Source organism: Erwinia endophytica, from assembly GCF_009295515.1.
In the GTDB taxonomy this organism is placed as follows: Bacteria; Pseudomonadota; Gammaproteobacteria; order Enterobacterales; family Enterobacteriaceae; genus Erwinia; species Erwinia endophytica.
In genome coordinates this window covers 115,958-138,450 of record NZ_RQVV01000054.1, presented here as the reverse complement: position 1 = coordinate 138,450, position 22,493 = coordinate 115,958, and the positions used below count along the sequence as shown (strand labels likewise).

At 51.5% G+C, this 22,493-nt stretch carries 19 protein-coding genes and 1 pseudogene; 7 read left to right on the top strand and 13 right to left on the bottom strand.

Going from position 1 to position 22,493, the window contains the following annotated elements; all coding sequences use genetic code 11:
- The 13 genes and pseudogenes from EH228_RS17150 to acuI form a co-directional block, all read right to left on the bottom strand.
- Positions 1-400 (bottom strand): annotated as a pseudogene (locus tag EH228_RS17150) (IS3 family transposase); the annotation flags it as partial.
- A 710-nt stretch (positions 401-1,110) separates the two neighbouring features.
- Positions 1,111-1,407, bottom strand: a complete 297-nt coding sequence (fis, locus tag EH228_RS17145; protein WP_152322829.1) for a DNA-binding transcriptional regulator Fis — start codon at positions 1,405-1,407, stop codon at positions 1,111-1,113.
- 24 nt (positions 1,408-1,431) lie between these two features.
- A complete protein-coding gene (dusB, locus tag EH228_RS17140; RefSeq protein WP_152322828.1) occupies positions 1,432-2,397 on the bottom strand; it encodes a tRNA dihydrouridine synthase DusB in 966 nt (321 codons plus the stop codon).
- Between the two features lie 317 nt (positions 2,398-2,714).
- Positions 2,715-3,452: a carbonic anhydrase gene (locus EH228_RS17135; protein WP_152322827.1), complete on the bottom strand. Its 738-nt coding sequence runs from the start codon at positions 3,450-3,452 to the stop codon at positions 2,715-2,717.
- Between the two features lie 127 nt (positions 3,453-3,579).
- Positions 3,580-4,461 (bottom strand): 50S ribosomal protein L11 methyltransferase, encoded by an 882-nt coding sequence (gene prmA, locus EH228_RS17130; RefSeq protein WP_152322826.1) that lies wholly within the window; start codon positions 4,459-4,461, stop codon positions 3,580-3,582.
- 11 nt (positions 4,462-4,472) lie between these two features.
- On the bottom strand, positions 4,473-5,924 hold the full coding sequence (panF, locus tag EH228_RS17125; RefSeq protein WP_152322825.1) for a sodium/pantothenate symporter: 1,452 nt from the start codon (positions 5,922-5,924) through the stop codon (positions 4,473-4,475).
- The gene (locus EH228_RS17120; protein WP_152322824.1) at positions 5,921-6,157 is read right to left on the bottom strand and encodes a YhdT family protein; all 237 of its coding nucleotides are present in this window, start codon (positions 6,155-6,157) and stop codon (positions 5,921-5,923) included. The genes panF and EH228_RS17120 overlap by 4 nt, the downstream gene beginning before the upstream one ends.
- A gap of 69 nt (positions 6,158-6,226) precedes the next feature.
- A complete protein-coding gene (accC, locus tag EH228_RS17115) occupies positions 6,227-7,576 on the bottom strand; it encodes an acetyl-CoA carboxylase biotin carboxylase subunit (protein WP_152322823.1) in 1,350 nt (449 codons plus the stop codon).
- Positions 7,577-7,587: 11 nt separating this feature from the next.
- On the bottom strand, positions 7,588-8,058 hold the full coding sequence (gene accB, locus EH228_RS17110; protein ID WP_152322822.1) for an acetyl-CoA carboxylase biotin carboxyl carrier protein: 471 nt from the start codon (positions 8,056-8,058) through the stop codon (positions 7,588-7,590).
- 21 nt (positions 8,059-8,079) lie between these two features.
- Positions 8,080-8,532, bottom strand: a complete 453-nt coding sequence (gene aroQ / locus EH228_RS17105) for a type II 3-dehydroquinate dehydratase (protein ID WP_193323373.1) — start codon at positions 8,530-8,532, stop codon at positions 8,080-8,082.
- Between the two features lie 237 nt (positions 8,533-8,769).
- Complete coding sequence (gene msrQ, locus EH228_RS17100) at positions 8,770-9,372, bottom strand: protein-methionine-sulfoxide reductase heme-binding subunit MsrQ (RefSeq protein ID WP_152322821.1); 603 nt, start codon at positions 9,370-9,372, stop codon at positions 8,770-8,772.
- Entirely contained in the window at positions 9,372-10,373 is a 1,002-nt protein-coding gene (gene msrP, locus EH228_RS17095) for a protein-methionine-sulfoxide reductase catalytic subunit MsrP (RefSeq protein ID WP_152322820.1), read from the bottom strand. Before msrP ends, msrQ begins: the two co-directional genes overlap by 1 nt.
- A 137-nt stretch (positions 10,374-10,510) precedes the next feature.
- Complete coding sequence (gene acuI / locus EH228_RS17090) at positions 10,511-11,488, bottom strand: acrylyl-CoA reductase (NADPH) (RefSeq protein WP_152322819.1); 978 nt, start codon at positions 11,486-11,488, stop codon at positions 10,511-10,513.
- A 199-nt stretch (positions 11,489-11,687) separates the two neighbouring features.
- On the opposite strand from acuI, the gene csrD reads away from it, so the two are divergent.
- From csrD to yhdP, 7 genes are all read left to right on the top strand, one after another.
- Positions 11,688-13,628 (top strand): RNase E specificity factor CsrD, encoded by a 1,941-nt coding sequence (gene csrD, locus EH228_RS17085; RefSeq protein WP_152322818.1) that lies wholly within the window; start codon positions 11,688-11,690, stop codon positions 13,626-13,628.
- A gap of 327 nt (positions 13,629-13,955) precedes the next feature.
- Entirely contained in the window at positions 13,956-14,999 is a 1,044-nt protein-coding gene (mreB, locus tag EH228_RS17080; RefSeq protein ID WP_003855260.1) for a rod shape-determining protein MreB, read from the top strand.
- A gap of 66 nt (positions 15,000-15,065) precedes the next feature.
- Positions 15,066-16,109, top strand: a complete 1,044-nt coding sequence (mreC, locus tag EH228_RS17075; protein ID WP_152322817.1) for a rod shape-determining protein MreC — start codon at positions 15,066-15,068, stop codon at positions 16,107-16,109.
- Positions 16,106-16,594, top strand: coding sequence for a rod shape-determining protein MreD (gene mreD, locus EH228_RS17070; RefSeq protein ID WP_152322816.1), 489 nt, complete (start codon positions 16,106-16,108; stop codon positions 16,592-16,594). The genes mreC and mreD overlap by 4 nt, the downstream gene beginning before the upstream one ends.
- Positions 16,595-16,602: 8 nt before the next feature.
- The gene (locus EH228_RS17065; RefSeq protein ID WP_152322815.1) at positions 16,603-17,196 is read left to right on the top strand and encodes a Maf family protein; all 594 of its coding nucleotides are present in this window, start codon (positions 16,603-16,605) and stop codon (positions 17,194-17,196) included.
- Positions 17,186-18,655 (top strand): ribonuclease G, encoded by a 1,470-nt coding sequence (gene rng, locus EH228_RS17060; protein WP_152322814.1) that lies wholly within the window; start codon positions 17,186-17,188, stop codon positions 18,653-18,655. The genes EH228_RS17065 and rng overlap by 11 nt, the downstream gene beginning before the upstream one ends.
- Positions 18,656-18,686: 31 nt before the next feature.
- On the top strand, positions 18,687-22,475 hold the full coding sequence (yhdP, locus tag EH228_RS17055) for an AsmA2 domain-containing protein YhdP (protein WP_152322813.1): 3,789 nt from the start codon (positions 18,687-18,689) through the stop codon (positions 22,473-22,475).
- Positions 22,476-22,493 lie beyond the last annotated feature (18 nt).

Below are 22,493 nucleotides of genomic sequence, written 5' to 3'. Positions count from 1 at the left end.
GACGCACGCCTGCAAGCCCCACAGCTTTCATCAGCCGCGCCACCGTATATCTGGCTACACGGAAGTCCTCACGCAGCAACTGGCGCCATACCTTGCGCACACCCTACACACTGTGGTTTTCATCGTATACGCGCTGTATCTCCGTTTTCAGAAGGTCGTCACGTCGCTCCCGCTCCAGCTCTTTCAGGCGCTGACGTTAGGTGTTAAGTCCACCGTCGCCATCACCGGCATCCCGCTGATACTGACGAAGCCAGATACGCAGCGTCTCCGGAGTACAACCGATCTTCGGTGCAATGGAACTGAGGGCCGCCCACAGTGAGCCGTATTTGTCCTGACTTTCCAGTACCATTCGTACGGCCCGTTGACGGATTTCGGGGGAAAAGCGTGTGTTTTTAGTCATCCTGTTTATCTCTCTCTCAAAGAGTTTAATCTCCAGGATTACCGGGACGGTTCACATCGTCAGGAAACCCGCATGGCGGACCCGCCGTTCGTCATGACCCTTTCACCAGCACAACACAGAAGGTCCCGGCACTGTCCGGGTTTTTTTGTGTCAGATAAAATCAGTGCAGATGTAATAATTGAGAAGGGAATTATTTTGCGGGTCCTTCCAGCCAGATTGCCACACCGGGGGGCGAAGGACGCGCGAAAAGTCGCCATATATGAGCATTTCCTGAGGCTGGTTGTTGTTTAGTAATTGAATCTATCAGCCTGAAATTAATAAATTAAGTGCAGCTGATACTACAACTGATACAGCAACTTTCATGTGATGGATGTCTGGCGACGAATTCACCCGCAACAGCAATCTTCGAAAGCGGGAAACAGGATTCGTTAAAGGGATTGTAGAAGGAGTAGGGCTTAAGAAAGGAGCAACAAACACCGGAATACGTTAAAGGGTGGGTGGGGCAAAAGTTTTTCTGAATCTTCAATCTGACCGCCTGTCTTCCATTTCTATACTCATCCGCGAAATGAAAAGTTTTTGTCCCTCATTCTGAGGGTGATTTGTTCGCTGATGTTCAGCGGGATGTGTAGTCATTCGTGTAGTCATTTAAAAGAAGATGGCGCTTCATTGTGAAGTAAAAGCGCCATTATTCAGTGGGTTGTCTGAGTGGCTTAGTTCATGCCGTATTTTTTCAGCTTTTTACGCAACGTGCCGCGGTTGATACCCAACATAAGGGCTGCACGGGTCTGATTGCCACGGGTGTATTGCATCACCATGTCCAACAGAGGCTGTTCCACTTCAGCCAAAACCAGCTCATACAGGTCATTCACATCCTGACCATTCAGTTGAGCAAAATAGTTCTTCAGTGCCTGTTTGACCGAATCCCGCAGAGGTTTTTGGGTAACCTGATCCTGTGAGTTAATGGTTGAAACGGTCAGTACGTCAGAATTTACGCGTTGTTCGAACATAGTTCTGTCAGCTCTTTATTTCTATTACGCAAGTTTTTCGAAGTATGCCTCCAACGCCTCCAGCTGTTCGCTGGCATCCTCAATGGCGTTGAATGTGCGCCGAAACTGGTCGTTTGGGGCATGCTCCTGGAGATACCAGGATACGTGCTTCCGGGCAATACGATATCCCTTGCTGTGACCGTAAAAGTCGTGCAATTCCCGTAAATGCCCGATGAGCAAGCGCTTGACTTCAGCCAGCGGCATCGGTGTCAGCAACTCCCCAGTGTCCAGATAGTGCTGGATTTCCCGGAAGATCCACGGTCTTCCCTGAGCCGCCCGTCCTATCATCAGGGCATCTGCCCCCGTATAGTCGAGTACGGCTCTGGCTTTATGCGGGTCAGTGATGTCTCCATTCGCGATAACGGGAATGGAAACGTTCTGCTTAACTGTCCGAATGCTGTCATATTCAGCTTCGCCATTGAACAAACACGCGCGTGTACGCCCGTGAATGGTCAGGGCCTGAATGCCACAACGTTCAGCCAATTGGGCAATTTCTACACAATTGCGGTTTTCCGCGTCCCAGCCAGTACGAATTTTTAGTGTGACAGGTACGTCTACTGCGTTGACCACCGCCGAGAGGATAGACTTTACCAGCTCAGGGTGCTGCAGCAGGGCCGATCCTGCCATCTTACGATTCACTTTTTTAGCTGGGCATCCCATATTGATGTCGATCACCTGCGCGCCAGCCTGGACATTGATGCGCGCGGCTCCAGCCATCTCTTCGGGGTCGCAACCTGCAATTTGCACGGTACGAATACCGGGCTCGTCACTGTGTACCATGCGCAATCGCGATTTGTCACTAGCCCAGACATCCGGGTTTGATGACAACATCTCAGATACGGTCATACCAGCGCCCATTTTATAGCAAAGAGTCCGGAAAGGTCTGTCGCTTATCCCGGCCATCGGCGCTGCAATCAGGCGATTACGAAGCTGGTTGTTTCCTATGCGCATGAAAAAAGTGGCCATAGTGTGTCCGCAAGGCGGCGTATATTACGCATTTTTTAGCGAAGATGAAAGGACAAACTTTGAACAATTCACCAGGAAAGATCAATGAAGGCAGCCATTCACCTTCAGAGAAAAGAAAAATTCTTTATTAAACAATAAATTGAATGAAAATGATTTAATTACGTGCAAATATTTTTCTTTTTTTGTGAGCTAATTAACAATATTAATAGCGTCACTTTTCATCCAAAGCGCTACAGCGGCCGTTGAAACGTCGTGGAATAGGGCTTCAGCGTGCTACTACTCATTAGCTGAAGCCCGTGAAATTATTCGACGATCACCCGGCCATTCAGAGGTTGCAGTGGACGATTATTGGCGTGTTTCAGTGCTATCTGGAATTTCTTCAGCTGTTGCGCTGACAAAGTCACTGGATTCCTCATAATCAGCCAACGTACCCCTTCAGTACACGGTGGCGTGGTCAGCGAACCGCTGAAGCGATAATAGTGTTCATCCTGCGGAAACAGTTTTTCCAGATTGATGCTGCTCTGCATTTTCTCAGGAGTGTCCAGCTTAGTCGGGATTGAGGCGAGCAGGGGATTGAGCGCTTCATTTTCCGCCCCTACCTCGAACATAACCGCTACCACGGCAAGATCGCCCGCTTTATTCGCATGGACGAAGTGCGCTTCAAGTGGAAAAGATTTACCGGTAATGTGATTCTCACTGGGGGTATGAAAGTGGAATTGCTTCAGCTCGAATCGCTCGTTATCCAGCATAAAATCATCGCTGTCTGTCACGGTCACCATAATGGTGTGTCCATTGTTTACAATGGATTTGGTATCGGTATGAAAATTTGGCTCCAGCGGAGGTAATTTCCCGTCGATGACATGTTGAATATCAATGGGGGATTGGTACATTCCGGTTTTACAGGTCAGGAACTCATTTCCGAGTTCTCCCCAATGTTCTGGTGAAGCTTCTCCCTCATATGACCAGCGTGGATGGGTGGAAGCCGTAGCGGGTAAAACCATTGCCAGTGAAAGCACTACGGCTAATGTCTTGAGTTTCATATCCTTACTATATCCTTATTAGTCGAAACCCTGATTGGTTTCGTCGTGAGCGAATAAAACGCCTATAAAGTATAAGGATATTGATCAGGAAAAGCACCAATCCCTTTTAGCAAAAAAAGGGAATTTATCAGCGGCGAATACCTGTGATCCGGCACCACTCTTCTTTTTCGGCGACTGGATCGAGGATAAACGTCTCCTGGTAGGCTTCACTCACACTGCCAGCCTGGCTGGCCAGTATGCCCGATAAGCCCAGATGGCCACCAGTTACCGGCAGTATACTGATCAACGGCGCCAGTTCGCGCAAGGGGCCAGCCAGAATGTTGGCAACGACTACGTCGGCGCTCAGATTGTCTGGTTGCTGATGGGGTAGATACAGCGATAAACGGTCTGAAACGCCATTGCGCTGGGCATTGTCGCGGCTGGCCTGAATCGCCTGTGGATCGATATCAATGCCGATTGCCTTAGCAGCACCCAATTTTAGCGCCGCAATAGCGAGAATGCCTGAGCCGCAACCGAAGTCGATAACCGTTTTCCCGGTCAGATCCAGACCATCCAGCCACGTCAGGCACAGTGCCGTTGTTGGATGAGTCCCTGTGCCGAAGGCCAGACCGGGATCGAGCATGACGTTTACCGCATTTGAGTCTGGAACGTCGCGCCAGCTTGGGCAGATCCACAGGCGTTGACCAAAACGCATCGGATGAAAGTTGTCCATCCACTCACGTTCCCAGTCTTTGTCTTCTATTTGTTCAATTTTATAGTGGAAGCCCTGGTTCAGCAGAGGGTGACGTTCCAGGCTTTTAATCACCTCGGGCATATGGGTTTCTGCGTCGAACAGGCCAATCACATCGGTATCGCCCCACAGGCGTGTTTCACCCGGCAGCGGCTCAAACACAGGGTTATCATGCGAGTCCTGAAAGGTGACCGAGACAGCGCCATTCTCGGTAAGCGCATCACCCAGTTCTTCCGCCTGAGCGCCAGTAGTGTTAATTTTCATTTGTATCCAGGGCATTGCGATTCTCTTTAGTCAGCCAGAGGGGAAGCCGGGGCTGATTTTTCAGCCGGGCCAAAATAGTTGCCAGTCACGAAAGCAATCAGGCTTAGCAGCAACGACGGAACGATAGGATGGAAGCCCCAGAGTTGCAGCGACAGACTGGCAAGCAGGGTATAGCAGCCAGCGCCAGCGATCATGCTACTGAGCGCACCGGTTGCGTTAGCTTTTTCCCAGTATAGCCCCAGTACCAGTGGCCACAGGAAGACGGCTTCCAGTCCGCCAAAAGCCAACAGGTTCAGCCAGATGATCATTTCAGGTGGATGCCAGGCCGCGGCCAGCAGTAACAGACCCAATATCAGAGTAATCACGCTGGAGATGTTTTTTAGCAAGGGATCATTGTTGATATGCTGGGGACGAACGCGCAGAAAAAGATCCTTGACGACAGTGGCGGATGACTGTAGCAGCTGGGCATTAATTGTCGACATGATGGCTGACATCGGCGCAGCAAGAAAGATCCCCGCAGCCAGAGGCGGCAGCACATGGATAATCAATGTTGGAATCACCAGGTCAGGGATCGACAGGTCGGGTATAATGGTTCGTCCCAGAGCGCCCGCCAGGTGCATGCCAAACATTAGTACGGCAACCACGATGGTGCCCAAAACTATCCCACGATGTACCGCTTTGCTGTCTTTGTAGGAAATGCAGCGCACGGCTGTATGGGGAAGGCCAATGACGCCAAAGCAAACCAACACCGAGAATGAAGCCAGGAAAGTAGGGCTGAGGATATTACCCACGCCACCAGGTGAAATCAGCTGCGGATCGATTTTCTGTAGTTTATCCACGGCGGTATGCATTCCTCCGGCGGCGTGGATCACGGCGAACAGCAGTAAGAAGGTGCCGATGAGCATGACCAACCCCTGCATTGCGTCATTCAGGACGCTGGCGCGGAAACCGCCAAATGCGGTGTAAAGAGCGATGGTGACGCTAAAAATGAGTAATCCGCTATGGTAAGGGATGCCAGCGGCTGTTTCCAGCAGACGTGCGCCACCGATAAATTGCACGGTCATTGCCCCAATAAAGGCAGTCAGCAGGCTGAGACTGGCAAACCATACTAATAGCGGGCTGCGATAGCGGGCGTATAACATATCGTTCAGCGTCACGGCGTTATAACGACGGGCGAGAATGGCAAACTTTTTGCCAAGGATGCCCAGTGACAGCCAGACGGCGGGGAGCTGAACCAGTGATAACAGAACCCAGCCCAGACCATATTTGTAGGCGGCTCCAGGCCCGCCAATAAACGAGCTGGCACTGATATACGTCGTGGTGAGCGTCATGGCCAGCACAAATCCCCCCATTGAACGGCTGCCGAGGAAATATTCCGTCAGGAAGTTTCCTTCGTGGCGTTTACGCATGCTGTATACAGACAGTCCCGCGACCAATAGCAGGTAGGCAATCAGGGGGAGAATGATGCCTAATTTCACTTGTCATCCTCCAGAGGTATATCGCGGAAGATCAGTCTGACAATCAACCAGCAAAGAAATATAAACAGGATGGGGACCAGCAGGCAGGACAATTCAAACCAGTGTGGCAGGCCAGTCATTCCAATGCCATTATCTGGCAGCCAGGCCATCAGTGACCAGGCGGCAAGGTAAGCGACTGCCAGCCAGAATGACCAACGGGCTTCGCGATGAGCTTGTATGAAACGTTTGTCCATCTCTTAATACTCTCATCAGACTAAAGAAAAAGGCCGGTCAGACCGGCCTTTTTTCCTCACTCAGACAGATCAGGTTTCCTGAAGGCCAAGTTTCTTTTCCAGATAGTGGATGTTGGTTCCGCCGTGCTGGAAGTTTTCATCGGTCATGATCTTCATTTGCAGCTCAACGTTTACCTTGATGCCGTCGATAATCAGTTCAGCCAGTGCATTCTTCATGCGGGCTATCGCCACTTCACGCGTTTCACCATAGGTTATCAGCTTACCGATCATGGAATCATAATATGGCGGTACGGTATAGCCCGCATAAATATGAGACTCCCAACGCACGCCAAAACCGCCAGGTGCATGGAAACGGGTGATTTTTCCCGGACTTGGCAGGAACGTATTGGGATCTTCAGCGTTGATACGGCATTCTACCGCATGGCCGCGAACCACCACGTCTTCTTGCTTGATCGACAGTGGCTGACCAGCAGCAATACGCAGTTGTTCTTTGATCAGATCCACACCCGTTATCATCTCGGTAACCGGATGCTCAACCTGGATACGGGTGTTCATTTCAATGAAGTAGAATTCACCGTTTTCGTACAGGAATTCGAAGGTACCCGCACCGCGGTAACCGATTTCGATACAGGCTTTTGCACAGCGTTCACCGATGAAACGACGTAACGCTTCAGTGATACCTGGCGCTGGTGCTTCTTCAACCACTTTCTGATGGCGTCGCTGCATTGAGCAATCACGCTCGGCCAGATAAATGGCATGACCCTGGCCGTCAGCCAGTACCTGAATTTCGATATGGCGTGGATTTTCCAGGTACTTTTCCATATAGACCATATCGTTGTTGAACGCGGCTTTCGCTTCCGCACGGGTCATATTTATGGACTGTTCCAGCTCTTTGTCGCTGCGCACAACGCGCATACCGCGGCCACCGCCACCGCCAGATGCCTTGATGATGACCGGATAACCGATACGTTGCGCGAAGGCACGGTTTTTGTCCATGTCGTCATTCAATGGGCCGTCAGAACCAGGAACGCAAGGCACGCCTGCTTTTTTCATCGCGTTGATAGCGGAAACTTTGTCGCCCATCAGACGAATAGTTTCCGCTTTTGGGCCGATAAAAATGAAGCCGGAACGCTCAACCTGCTCGGCAAAGTCCGCATTCTCAGACAGAAAGCCGTAACCCGGGTGAATCGCCGCCGCGCCGGTGATTTCGGCGGCGGAAATCAGCGCTGGGATGTTCAGATAGCTTTTCACTGACTGGGCGGGGCCAATACAAACGGTTTCATCCGCCAGTAATACGTGTTTCAAATCGCGATCCGCGCTTGAGTGAACCGCTACCGTCTTAATGCCCAGCTCTTTACAGGCACGCAGGATGCGCAGCGCAATCTCACCTCGGTTCGCTATTACAATTTTATCCAGCATGGTGCGCCTCGTTATTCGATGACTACCAACGGCTCGTCAAATTCAACTGGCTGACCGCTTTCGACCAGGATTGCTTTCACAACACCGGATTTATCGGCTTCGATCTGGTTCATCATTTTCATCGCTTCAACGATGCACAGGGTGTCGCCGGCGTTAACTTTTTGGCCGACTTCAACAAAGGCTTTCGCATCAGGGCTTGGTGTGCGGTAGAACGTACCGACCATTGGCGAACGTACGATGTGACCACTGATCTCAGCAGACGCAGGGGCTTCCATGGCTGGCGCGGTTGCTGGCGCAACGGCGGCGGCCTGGGCAGGCTGCTGCATCATTGGTGCGGCATAAGCTTGCTGCATCATCGGATAGCCGGTGTTAACTGGTGCGCGACTGATGCGAACGGACTCTTCACCTTCAGAAATTTCCAGTTCAGCAATACCTGATTCTTCAACCAGTTCGATCAGTTTTTTAATCTTACGAATATCCATGAGTGTGGTTCCGTACTCTGTTTAATGAGATTGTGACAGGCGTTTCACCGCCGTCTGTAAAGCCCAGGAGTAACCATCGGCACCAAGGCCACAGATTACACCGGCAGCAATATCAGAAAGATAAGAATGATGGCGGAAAGGTTCACGAGCATGCACGTTCGACAGGTGTACTTCAATAAATGGGATGCTGACTGCAAGCAGAGCATCACGAAGCGCTACGCTGGTGTGTGTGAATGCCGCCGGGTTAATGACGATATAATCGACATGACCTTTTGCCTCATGAATGCGGTCAATTAACGCGTGTTCCGCATTGGACTGGAGATGACTCAGCTTTACGTTGAGTGCGTCAGCTTGCGATGTCATGTCGCTAACAATCTCTGCCAGGGTCGTTTTCCCATATTTCTCTGGCTCACGAGTACCGAGAAGATTCAGGTTGGGACCGTTTAAAAGCAGTATGTGAAACTTATCAGCCATCTTGCGGCTATCTCCTGCGATAATTGAGGCATCGCACAAAATACAACGCGAAAAGTCATTTGTCATCTTTAACAATGAAATTTGACCCGTGCGCTGGGGCGAAGCGGGGCATTATAACGATTTCGTAGCAATTCGCAGCTAATTACTGGTCGTATCAGCGAAGATTATCAACGGGAATCCGTAAATAGTGACAGCCGTGACAGAACAGACGGGGTGGTACACCGTCAGAGAATGGGGTTACCGCCGCCATTGGCGGAGCTTTTTATAGCGACAACTTAGCAGAATAAGAGCAATAACGGCGTAAATCCATGGCTGGGGGGAGAATGTTTTTACTGACCACAGGTAATGAATTGGCGCAAGGATCAGTACAAGGTAAATGGCATTGTGTAACATTTGCCAGCGTTTCCCTAATTTTCGCTGTGCCTGTTGACTGGATGTCAGAGTCAGTAGCAGCAGGATAAACCAACTGATAATACCCAGGGTAAGGTAAGGGCGGGAGATTAATTCAGCGGCCAACAGTCCCAGATTGTTGATTCCCAGTTCCAGCACGGCATAGCTGGCCAGATGTAGTGTCGCCCAGGCAAAACACCACAAGCCCAGTAATCGACGAACCCGGATTAACAGCGGGTATTTGCTATAACGCGCCAGTGGCGTTACCAGCAGCGTTGCCAGCAGTAACTTCAGCGCCATCCTGCCGGTAAAATGTTGGATATCTTTCGCCGGGTCAGCACTGAACCAGCCTTGATTGATGGACAACATCAGCCAGAACAGTGGCAGGAAACCGGCAAGATGCAGCAAAACCTTCAGACCGGTAAGGTGTTTTGCAGACAGACGAGCCACTAGAAGTTCTCCCGTAGATCCAGTCCCCGGTACAGTGAAGCGACCTGACCGGCATAACCGTTAAAGAGCCGCGTCGGTTGACGTTTAACGTCGAGGATACCGCCGGAACCGATAAAGCGCTCAGTGGCCTGTGACCAGCGGGGATGGTCCACATGGGGATTCACGTTGGCATAGAAGCCATATTCGTTGGGAGCCAACTGGTTCCAGGTGGTTGGCGGCATATCTTTCATCAGGGTGATTTTGACTATCGACTTAATCCCTTTAAAACCGTATTTCCATGGTACGGTCAGGCGGATGGGGGCGCCGTTTTGCGGTGGCAGCGCTTTACCATAAACGCCGGTGGTCAGAATAGTGAGGGGATGCATGGCTTCGTCCAGTCGCAGTCCTTCGACATAGGGGTAATTGATGCCTCCGCCGATGAAGCGATCCTTCTGCCCTGGCATTTCATCGGGTGCATAAAGGGTTTGAAAGGCGACATAGCGTGCATTGCTGGTAGGTGATGCTACCTTAAGCAACTTCCCCAGTTCAAAGCCGATCCATGGCACGACCATCGACCAGGCTTCCACACAGCGCATCCGGTAAATGCGTTGCTCAAGCGGAAAGCGCTGATAAATATCATCCATATTCAGTGTTAGCGGCTTTTCTACTTCGCCATCAATGTCAATCTTCCAGTCGGTGGTTTTCAGGGTTCCGGCATTGGCCGCTGGATCAGCTTTATCCAGCCCGAACTCGTAGAAGTTGTTATAACCCGTGACCTTGTCTTCCGGCGTCAGGGGTAAATCCGCCTGATACTGTTTTGGTTTAGTGAAGTTGAGTGGGGCGCCTGCGGGGGTTTTGGGACGGTCATTGCCTTTAAACCAGGACAGTACGTCAGCATGGGCGGTGGGGAGTGACAACGCGGCGGCGCTAATCCCCAGTGTTTTCAGTACCTGTCGGCGCTGCGCGTTGAAAACGTCTTCAGGCGTGACGTCGTTTTCAGTCAGTTTATTCACGGGTTTCATCTGATTGTTTCTCCGGTGGCATCAATAAATAATGCTGTCGCAATAACCATAGTGCGGGTAGACCGTGAGTTTGTGGTAAATAAAAAATGTGACAATTTTTGGGCGTTTTCCCCCAACCAGGTGTTGGGGGGAGGGGATTAACGAATTTTAACCAGCGTGCGACCGGTTATATCATTATTCAGCAGTTTCATGGCGCTTTCTGCTACTTCTGACAGCGGTACTTCATGGGGGACTTGCTGATAGAACGTTTCTGGCAAAACCTTAATGAGCCTTTTCCAGGCCTCAATTCTGCATGGGGTAGGGGTACTGACAGAGTCCACGCCTTGCAGACGAACGTTGCGCAGGATAAAAGGCATCACCGTGGTGGGAAGAGTCAAACCGCCAGCAAGGCCACAGGCGGCCACAACGCCTGAATAGTTCATCTGCGCCAGTACGCTTGCCAGTACGCCAGCGCCTACGGTATCAATCGCACCTGCCCAGCGCTGTTTTTCCAGTGGACGAACATCGCTATTAAATGCGCTGCGCGGCAAGATTTCTGTTGCGCCCAACTGACGCAGATAACCATGTGTGGATTCCCGTCCGCTCACGGCCACGACCTGGTAACCCAGGGTGCTAAGCAGTGCCACTGCGGTGCTTCCCACACCGCCGCTGGCGCCGGTGACCACTATTTCGCCGCAGTCTGGCGTTATTCCACCCTCCTCCAGCGCCATGACACAAAGCATGGCGGTGAGCCCGGCGGTTCCGATGATCATCGCTTTACGCCCATCCAGTCCAACGGGCATGGGGACCAGCCAGTCGGCTTTTACTCTGGCCCGTTCGGCCAGTCCGCCCCAGTGATTTTCACCGACTCCCCAGCCGGTTAGCAGCACTTCCTGACCGGAATGGAAACGAGGATCTTCGCTGTAATAGACTTTTCCGGCGAAATCAATACCTGGAACCATCGGGAAGTTGCGGATAATTTTGCTCTTGCCAGTAATGGCCAGCGCATCCTTATAGTTGAGACTTGACCAGTCGATATCCACCACCACTTCGCCAGCGGGAAGTTGGTCATCGGTGAGGGGCTTCACTGTGGCAACGATTTTCCCTTCTGACTGTTCAAGAACGAGTGCTTGCATGAGAATCTCCTGAAAATAGGACATAAGCGTATAATTCAACCCTGATGCCACTATACTCCCGATATTCTTCCCTATTCTGATATCAGGCAATTAATAGCGTGTTGGGATGTGTTATTTTTCTTCGCAGGTATCATCGGTCCTGACCTTCGGGTATAGAAGGTTAATGACTTTTTTTCAACGGCAGGCAAAGAGCACAGGGATGCGATTAACAACCAAATTTTCTGCAATGATCACGCTGCTGAGTGCACTGGCGATGTTAATGATGCTGGTGGGATGTGTAATAAGTTTTTTTTACCTTAGTGACCTGCGGGCGGAGCATCGGTTACAGATTATGGCGGAGGAAATTGATGCAGCGATGGAGACCGAAACCCCGGAACAGATGGCGTCCTGGTTGCCACAGGTGATGGGACCGCTGCAAATTGTCCGCACTAAATTCATTGAAAACGATCAGTTGCGTTTGGACCTGTCCCACCATCAGGATGCGGTAATGGAGGATGAACCTAACAAGTATCGCCACACGGATATCACGCTGGAAACACACCCCAACATGATACTGAGCATCACCTGGGTTGATACCACCAAAACCTGGATAAGTTCCTTTGTTGGTACCTCAATCTTCACCATTATTGTCTCGATAGTCAGCTGTTTGCTGCTGATCCTGCTCTTTACTCACCGCTGGCTTTACCGCCAGTTGCAGGGAATGGAGCGTTTGGAATCACGAGCCGGAATGGTGCTTAAAGGCGAAAGAGACGCAGTGCGGCAAGGTAGCGTACATGAATGGCCGCCCCGGGCCAGCAACGCTATCGATATGCTGTTGGCCGATCTGCATGAAGCGGGGGAACAGCGTAGTCGTATTGACACGTTGATTCGTGCGTTTGCTGCCAGGGACGCAAAGACCGGGTTGAATAATCGCATGTTTTTCGATAACCAGTTAGCCACCATGCTGGAAGGCGCTGAATCAGCCGGTGTGCACGGTATGGTGATGATGATCCGTCTGCCGGATTTTGACATTCTGTCGGATGACTGGAGCTACAGTCAGACGCATGATTATTTGTTTGACCTGGTTAACTTGCTTTCCACCTTTGTGATGCGCTATCCCGGCGCACTGCTGGCTCGCTATTTCCACAGTGATTTTGCCGTCCTGCTTCCTCACCGTAGCCTGAAAGATGCCGACAGTATTGCCTCTCAACTGATCAACGCCGTTGATGCGTTGCCGCCAATGCGTATGTTGGATCGTGAAAATATGATCCATATCGGCATTAGCGCCTGGCAAAGTGGTCAGAGTACCCAACAGGTTATGGAAAATGTCGAATTGGCTACGCGCCATGCAGCACTGCTGGGGGGCAATAACTGGTCGGTTACTGAGATCCCCCAGCAGGAGCTCAGTCGTGGTAGCGTCAAATGGCGCACGTTATTGGAAAATACGTTGCGTCAGGGGAGACTCAGACTGTATCAGAAACCCGCGGTTACCCGTGAAGGTCTCGTGCACCATCGCGAGATGATGCCAAGGATTTTTGATGGCGACAAAGAGCTGCTGTCAGCAGAATATTTGCCTTTGGTGCAGCAACTGGGGATGTCGGAGGGTTATGATCGCCAACTGGTGACTCAGATTTTGGCGCTATTGTCCACCTGGTCAGAGGAGACGCTGGCTATCCCGCTGATGGTCGAGACCTTGTTGCAGCGATCATTTCTGTCCTGGTTGCGCGATATGCTGTTGCAATGCACTAAATCGCAAAGAAAACGAATTTTATTTGAACTTGCGGAAGCGGATGTATGTCAACACATCAATCGTTTGACGTCAGCGTTTCGTTTGTTAAAAGGTTTTGGCTGTCGGATTGCGATAAATCAGGCGGGGTTAACCGTAGTCAGCACTGGCTACATCACACAGTGTGACGTGGAACTGATCAAGTTGCATCCGGGGTTGGTCCGTAATATTGACCGGCGTACTGAGAACCAACTGTTTGTGCAGAGCTTGCTTGAAAGTTGCAAACGTACGCCAACACGGGTTTTTGCTGCGGAAGTCAAAACGTTTAACGAATGGCAAACCCTTGCCGGACTCGGTATTCAGGGTGGTCAGGGCGATTTTTTCGCTTTGTCGCAACCGCTCAATGGCGACATGAAAAAATATTCGCAAAGATAGCGAGTTTAGTCTGCCGTTGCGCGGGAATTCACGTAGAATAGCCGCGCGGCTGTGGTGCCGGCAACGGTGGCTGGGTTATCCAGAGAGACCGGAAAATGTTAGATTTTATGGACGTTATTTCCTGGTGTCGCTCTTATTAAAATAGGGGCTCGGGGCCTGAATACAGGCATTCTGTTCGCTGCTGGCTTTTAGGGTTGTGACTCAGACGAGAGATAGCGTGATTTTTCACCGAAGTAGAACGTTTTTGCGCCTTGTCGCTGCTTCGTGTGGTTGGTAAAGTAAGCGGATTTTATTTTCCGCCCCCAGCTAGCAGGATTATCCTTTAGTATGTTTAAAAAATTCCGAGGCATGTTTTCTAACGACTTGTCCATCGACTTGGGTACCGCCAATACCCTGATTTACGTGAAAGGACAGGGCATAGTTTTGAATGAGCCCTCTGTCGTTGCTATCCGTCAGGATCGTGCCGGTTCCCCTAAAAGTGTAGCGGCCGTCGGTCATGACGCAAAACAGATGCTGGGGCGTACCCCGGGTAATATTGCAGCAATTCGTCCAATGAAAGACGGCGTTATCGCCGATTTCTTTGTTACCGAAAAGATGCTGCAGCACTTTATCAAACAGGTTCACAGTAACAGCTTTATGCGTCCAAGTCCGCGTGTGCTGGTTTGTGTTCCGGTTGGTGCCACTCAGGTTGAGCGTCGTGCAATTCGCGAATCGGCTCAGGGGGCAGGTGCTCGTGAAGTGTTTCTGATTGAAGAACCGATGGCCGCCGCGATCGGTGCTGGTCTGCCGGTTTCCGAAGCTACAGGTTCCATGGTTGTCGATATTGGTGGTGGTACCACCGAAGTCGCGGTTATCTCCCTGAATGGCGTGGTTTACTCATCTTCCGTGCGTATTGGCGGTGATCGTTTCGATGAAGCGATTATTAATTATGTGCGTCGTAATTACGGCTCGCTGATTGGTGAAGCTACCGCTGAACGTATCAAGCATGAAATTGGTTCCGCTTATCCTGGCGATGAAGTGCGTGAAATCGAAGTTCGCGGTCGTAACCTGGCGGAAGGTGTACCGCGTGGTTTTACGCTGAATTCCAACGAAATTCTTGAGGCTCTGCAGGAGCCGTTGACCGGTATCGTGAGTGCGGTTATGGTGGCGTTGGAACAATGCCCGCCAGAGCTGGCTTCTGACATCTCCGAGCGCGGAATGGTGCTGACCGGTGGCGGGGCGCTGTTGCGTAACCTTGACCGTCTGCTGATGGAAGAAACGGGCATTCCGGTGGTGGTGGCTGAAGATCCATTGACCTGCGTTGCGCGTGGTGGCGGTAAAGCGTTGGAAATGATCGACATGCACGGCGGCGATTTGTTCAGCGAGGAATAATTTGCCTTAGGGAGTGTGAGACGCGCCACACTCCTTTTTCAAGATGTCGAGGAATACGCCGAGTTTATGAAGCCGATCTTCAGTAGGGGTCCTTCCCTGCAGTTACGCTTGTTTTTAGCGGTTGTGGTGGCGATAGGCGTGATTATCGCCGACAGTCGTCTGGGCGCTTTCAGTCAGATTCGCACCTATATGGATACGGCGGTCAGCCCTTTCTATTTCCTGGCTAATGGGCCACGGCAGATTTTGGACAGTGTTTCTGAAACACTGGCTTCCCGCCAGCAACTTGAGTTGGAAAATAAGGCCTTACAGCGAGAGCTGATGCTGAAAAACAGTGAATTGCTGATGCTGGGGCAGTTGAAACAGGAAAATGCGCGTCTGCGTGAATTACTGGGTTCTCCGTTACGTCAGGACGAGCATAAGATGGTGACTCAGGTCATTTCAACAGGAAGCGATCCCTACACTGATCAGGTCGTCATCGACAAGGGCAGTGCTAACGGCGTTTATGAAGGCCAGCCAGTGATCAGTGATAAAGGCGTGGTGGGACAGGTGGTTGCAGTAGGTAAAGTGACCAGTCGCGTGATGTTAATTTGTGACTCCTCCCATGCTCTGCCAATCCAGGTGCTGCGTAATGACATTCGGGTTATTGCCGCTGGCAACGGTTGCACGGAAGATCTGCAACTGGAACATCTGCCAGGCAATACCGATATTCGTGTGGGTGATGTGTTGGTCACCTCCGGACTGGGGGGGCGTTTTCCTGAAGGTTATCCGGTGGCGGTGGTATCAAGCGTTAAGCGTGATACACAACGGGCTTATACGGTTATACAGGCACGTCCGACCGCCGGCCTGCAGCGTCTACGTTACTTGTTATTGCTGTGGGGGGCTGATCGTAATGGCACCATGCCGATGTCGCCGAACGAGGTACACCGCGTCGCCAATGAGCGTCTGATGCAGATGATGCCCCAGGTATTGCCAGCCACTGGTGAGCTGATAGGCCCTCCGGCTCCGGCTAGCCAGCAACCGCCTTCAGGCGGACTGCATGGATCCGCTGTAGAGACGCCTCCTCCTGCGCCCCGTCAGGCGATCTCCGCCTCCCGGGGAGGTCAACCTTGAGTGGTTATCGCAGCTATGGCCGATGGGTTATCTGGCTGTCGTTTCTGGTAGCACTGGTTCTGCAAATTATGCCCTGGCCTGAACAGATTTACATGTTCAGGCCGTCGTGGGTGCTTTTGATCCTGATTTACTGGGTACTGGCTTTACCCCATCGCGTGAATGTTGGTACTGGCTTTGTGATGGGTTCTATAATGGATCTGATCTCAGGTTCGACGCTGGGCGTGCGTGCACTGGCTTTCAGCATCGTGGCGTACCTGGTGGCGTTCAAATTCCAGCTGTTCCGTAACCTTGCGCTCTGGCAGCAGGCGTTGATGGTTATGGTGTTATCGTTGGCGATGGATGTCATTGTCTTCTGGGCTGAATTTTTAGTGATTAACGTTTCGTTCCGACCAGAAATTTTCTGGAGTAGCGTAATAAACGGTATTCTGTGGCCCTGGCTGTTCTTGTTGATGAGAAAAATACGCCGCCAGTTTGCCGTACAATAAGGAAGATTATGATATCCCTTTATCTGGCTTCTGGTTCTCCTCGTCGTCGTGAGCTGCTAACGCAGCTCGGTCTGTGTTTTGAACGTTTGTTGACGCAAGTCGAAGAAGAAAAATCTCCCGATGAACAGGCAGAAGCATATGTACGTCGCCTTGCGCGAGAGAAAGCCCTGGCTGGTGTGGCGGTGGCGGAACAGGATTTGCCGGTTTTAGGCGCGGACACCATTGTAGTGTTGAACGATGAGGTGCTGGAAAAACCTGCCGATGGGCAGGCCGCCGCAGCTATGTTGACTAAGCTGTCAGGCAAGACGCATCAGGTAATGACAGCAGTGGCGTTGGCTGACCGTCAGCAACACCTGGAGTGTCTGGTGGTCACTGAGGTCACTTTTCGGGCCCTGTCTGCTGACGATATCGCCAGCTATATCGCCAGCGGGGAGCCGATGGATAAAGCAGGAGCCTATGGTATTCAGGGATTGGGGGGGAACTTTGTCAGGAAAATTAACGGAAGCTATCATGCGGTAGTCGGGTTGCCTCTGGTTGAAACGGCTGAGCTGTTTAGCCATTTTCAGTCATTGCGTGAGGCGAGGGAAGAACATGAGTGCTGAGTTGCTGATAAATATCACACCATCGGAAACACGCGTAGCCTGGATCGATGGGGGTGTTTTACAAGAGATCCATATCGAGCGTGAAGCACGTCGGGGAATTGTCGGCAATATCTATAAAGGTAGAGTCAGTCGTGTGCTTCCGGGGATGCAGGCAGCCTTTGTTGATATTGGGCTGGAGAAGGCGGCTTTCCTGCATGCCTCAGACATTATGCCGCATACCGAGTGTGTGGCCGGTGATGAGCGAAAGAATTTCTCTGTCCGTGACATTTCTGAACTGGTCCGCCAGGGACAGGACCTGATGGTTCAGGTAGTCAAAGATCCGTTGGGTACCAAGGGGGCCCGACTGACCACGGATATTACCCTGCCATCACGTTACCTGGTATTTATGCCTGGCGCTTCTCATGTTGGTGTTTCCCAGCGGATTGAAAGCGAAGCCGAGCGTGAGCGCCTGAAGGCTGTGGTGGCCTCGTACTGTGATGAACTGGGCGGATTTATCATTCGCACTGCGGCGGAAGGCGTGGGTGAGGTTGAACTGGCATCCGATGCGGCTTTCCTGAAACGTCTGTGGACCAAAGTCATTGAACGTAAAAAGCGTAATCAGACCCGTTGCCGTTTGTACGGTGAGGTGGCGTTATCGCAGCGTATTCTGCGTGACTTTGCTGGCGCTGCATTGGATCGCATTCGGATTGATTCTCGTTTGACTTACGATCAACTGGTTGATTTCACTCAAGAATATATTCCGGAGATGACGGCTAAGCTGGAGCTGTATACGGGGGAGCAACCGCTCTTTGATCTGTTTGATGTCGAAAATGAAATTCAGCGTTCACTGGATCGCAAGGTAGAGCTGAAGTCCGGCGGTTATCTGATTATCGATCAGACCGAGGCAATGACCACGGTCGATATCAATACTGGCGCTTTCGTCGGCCACCGTAATCTTGATGAGACAATCTTCAATACCAATATTGAGGCGACTCAGGCCATCGCTCGTCAACTGCGTCTGCGCAACCTGGGGGGGATTATCATCATCGATTTTATTGATATGAATAATGAAGATCATCGGCGGCGGGTGTTGTACTCGCTGGAGCAGGCGCTGAGTAAGGACCGGGTGAAAACCAGTATCAATGGTTTCTCGCCACTAGGGCTGGTAGAAATGACGCGTAAGCGCACGCGTGAAAGCATCGAGCATGTTTTATGTCAGGATTGCCCGGTTTGTAAAGGGCGGGGTACCCTGAAAACGGTGGAAACTGTCTGTTACGAAATCATGCGTGAAATAGTTAGAGTGCATCATGCCTATGATTCCGACCGTTTTCTGGTTTATGCGTCTCCCGCCGTTGGCGAAGCATTGAAGAGCGATGAGTCCCATGCGTTGGCGGAAGTGGAAATATTCGTTGGCAAGCAGGTGAAAGTTCAGATCGAACCGCTCTATACTCAGGAGCAATTTGACGTGGTCATGATGTGATTTTCGCGTGGTGGAAGGCAAGGAGAGGTGAGTGAGGCGATTGCCGAGGATTTTGCTATTAACCGGCGCCGCAATCGTGGTCATTATCGCGCTGATGGTCAGTGGATTGCGTTTGGTGATGCCATATATGAACAGTTGGCGCGCCCCCATCCTGCAGCAGGTTTCCTCCGCTATTGGTGTGTCGGTTCAGGCCAGCGAACTTAATGGTCAGTGGGAAAATTTTGGTCCGGTTTTGGAGATCAAATCCCTCAATGTCGGCCTGAAGGACAACGGCAAGCTGCAAGTCGATCGGGTAACGTTGGCATTGGATGTCTGGCACTCCTTACTGCATTTACGCTGGCAGTTCCGCAATCTTACTTTTTACGATCTTAATCTGGTCACGAATACTCCTTTGATCTCCGGTGACGGCAAAAAAATGCGTTTCAAGCCCGGGGAGCTCAGCGACCTCTTTTTACGGCAGTTTGACCATTTTGATCTGCGCCAGAGCCAGATCAGTTTTGTTACGCCTTCCGGTCAGCATGCTAAGTTGGATATTCCTCAATTGACATGGCTGAATGAAAAAAACCGTCATCGGGCAGAAGGATTGGTCAGCCTTTCCAGTTTGACCGGGCAGCATGGTGTAGTCCAGGTGCGGTTTGACCTTAGTGATACTAATGGTTACCTGGATACTGGTCGGGCATGGATGCAGGCTGACGACGTGGATGTGAAACCGTGGTTAAACCAGTGGATGCGGGATAACACGACGTTGCAAAGTGCGCGATTCAGTCTGGCTGGCTGGATGAGCCTGAAAGATGGTGAGATTTTCGACGGTGATATTCAACTGAAAAAAGGTGGCGCGCAATGGCGGGGTGATAAGCAAAGCCATCAGCTTGCTGTCGATAATGTCACGGCTCATGTGGCCCCTTTTAAAAGGGGATGGCGTATTGATGTGCCGCAAACCAATTTGGTTACCGACGGTCAGCCGTGGTCGAAAGGGATGTTATCGCTGTTGTGGTTGCCCGCAGACGACCGGTCATCTGGTCCACATCACCTGCAGGAAGTTCGTGTCCGGGCGACGAATCTGCAGTTGGAGCGCCTTGATGCGCTGATGCCGCTATTCTCCAGACTGTCACCCACACTACTGGAAAACTGGCGCGTTCTGCGGCCGCGTGGGACGTTGCAAGCACTGGCAGTCGATATTCCGCTGCAACAGCCAGAGAAAAGCCGTTTTCAGGCCAGATGGCAAAATCTGAGCTGGCAGCGCTGGGAACGGTTGCCCGGAATGGAACATCTCAGTGGCTCCGCCAGCGGCAGCGTGGCCGACGGGCAGTTGAACTTTAGTCTCAGTGACGCCAGCCTGCCTTATGGTGCGATGTTCCGGGCACCGTTGGATATCCGGCAGGCCAGCGGGTCTTTCAACTGGCAGTATGCCCCGGATAAACTGCTGCTGACAGGCCGTAATGTGGATGTTAAAGCTCGTTCATTATGGGCGAAAGGCGATTTCACATATTCACAGGCAAAGGGGATACCGCCGCAGTTGGATATTCTCGCGGGAATCAATGTGACCAATGCGGGTGATGCATGGCGCTATTTTCCGGAGACGTTAATGGGGACCCCGTTGGTGAATTACCTCAGTGGGGCGATTAAAGGTGGACAGGTACAGGATGCCTCGCTGATTTTTTCCGGTAATCCGCATCTGTTCCCCTTCAAACACCATGACGGCATGTTTGAAGTCTGGGTGCCGTTGAAGCAGGCAACCTATCGATTCCAACCCGGGTGGCCGGATTTGCAGGACCTCGATATCAATCTGGACTTCGTTAATGACGGACTGTTTATGCAGGCAGAGCAGGCGAAGTTGGGGGATGTGCTGGGCAAAAACATTTCTGCGGTTATCCCGGATTACCTCAAAGAAAAATTGATCGTTGATGGCGCTATCAGTGGGGCTGGTAGGGACGTGGGCAACTATTTTAACCAGACGCCGCTGAAACCAACACTGGGGGCAGCCCTTGATGAACTACAAATTGGCGGAGATGTAAGTGGTCACTTACATCTTGATATTCCGTTGGATGGTCAACAAGTCAAAGCAACGGGCGATGTGAATCTTAATAATAACTCGTTATTGATCAAACCGCTGAATAGCACCATCAAACAGCTCAGCGGACGCTTTACCTATAATAATGGTTTTCTACAAAGTGGGCCGCTAACTGGCAGCTGGTTTGGGCAGCCTGTTAACCTCAGTTTTAACACGAAGGAAGGCGAAAAGGATTACCAGATTGGGGTTGATCTTAAAGGTGACTGGCAGCCTGGTCATATGGATGAGGTGCCCGTTTCGCTGCGGCAGAAACTGTCTGGTAGCGCCAGTTGGCAAAGTAACATATTGATTAATCTTCCGTCCCATGGCGGTGCTGATTATCAGGTCACCATAGATGGCGATCTGAAGAATGTGAGTAGTCACTTACCCTCTCCGCTTGATAAGTTAGCGGGGCAGCCGATGCCGGTTAAGGTTAATGTCACGGGAAATCTGAACGGTTTTAACCTGAGTGGCGCGGTTGGCAATAAGCACCGTTTCAACAGTCAATGGCTGTTGGACAAACAACTGCGGGTCGATCGTGGTATCTGGGAAAATAATGCCAGTCAGACTCCGCCACTCCCCGATGTTCATGGGATGGTGTTGGACCTGCCGCCGTTAGACGGAGAAGCCTGGTTGAATCTGATGGGAGCCAGCCAGAGCACGACGGAGCGGGCATATGTGCCGGGTGATATCATCTTACGGATCCCGGCGTTGATGTTGGCAGGGCAACAGTGGCATGACCTGGAGGCCACGCTGAGTCAGACGGTCTCTGGAGATACGCACATTCGGGCTAAGGGTAAAGAGATCGACGGTCAGTTGTCGATGAACTCGCATTCGCCATGGGTGGCGCATCTTAATTACCTGTATTACAACCCACAGTGGTCTGGTGATGCAGGCGTCGGGGCTCTTGCGGGCGATGCCACCTCAATCAATTTCAGCCGCTGGCCGTCGTTGAATCTATCCTGTGATGAATGCTGGTTGCGCGGTCAGAAGTTTGGCCGAATGCAGGCTAATCTGAGTCATGATGGTGATACGCTCACCTTGCAAAATGGCTTGATCGATACTGGCAATACTCGCCTGACAGTGGCGGGTGAGTGGGTTAACCGTCCAGGCTCACAGCGTACCGCGCTGAAAGGCGTTCTGAGCGGGAAGAAGATCAATGATTCTACCAACTGGTTTGGTATGAGTTCTCCACTGCGAGATTCACCTTTCAATGTCGAGTATGATCTGCACTGGCAGTCTGTCCCATGGCAACCTTCGGTCGCTACATTGAGCGGTGTACTGAAGACTCATTTGGGAGCAGGACAGGTTGTGGATGTTAATTCAGGGCGTACCGGGCAACTATTGCGCCTGGTCAGTTTCGATGCGTTGTTGAGAAAAATGCGCCTCGATTTTAGTGATACGTTCAGTCAGGGGTTCTACTACGATTCGATCAACGGTACCGCCTGGATTGATCAAGGCGTGATCCACACCGATAATCTGTTGGTGGACGGGCTGGAAGCTGATATTGCTATGCAGGGGAAAATCAATCTGGTGAAGAGCCAGATTGATATGGAAGCGGTGGTCGCGCCGGAGATCTCGGCAACCGTTGGGGTAGCGACGGCCTTTGCTATCAATCCGGTGGTGGGGGCGGCAGTATTTGCCGCCAGTAAAGCACTGGGGCCGTTGTGGCATAAAATTTCCGTGCTGCGTTATCATATTTCCGGTCCGGTCGATAAGCCGAAGATTGATGAAGTGCTGCGTAAGCCGCGCGAAAAGAGCGTGAAGTGAATTTGACGTGACCTGGGA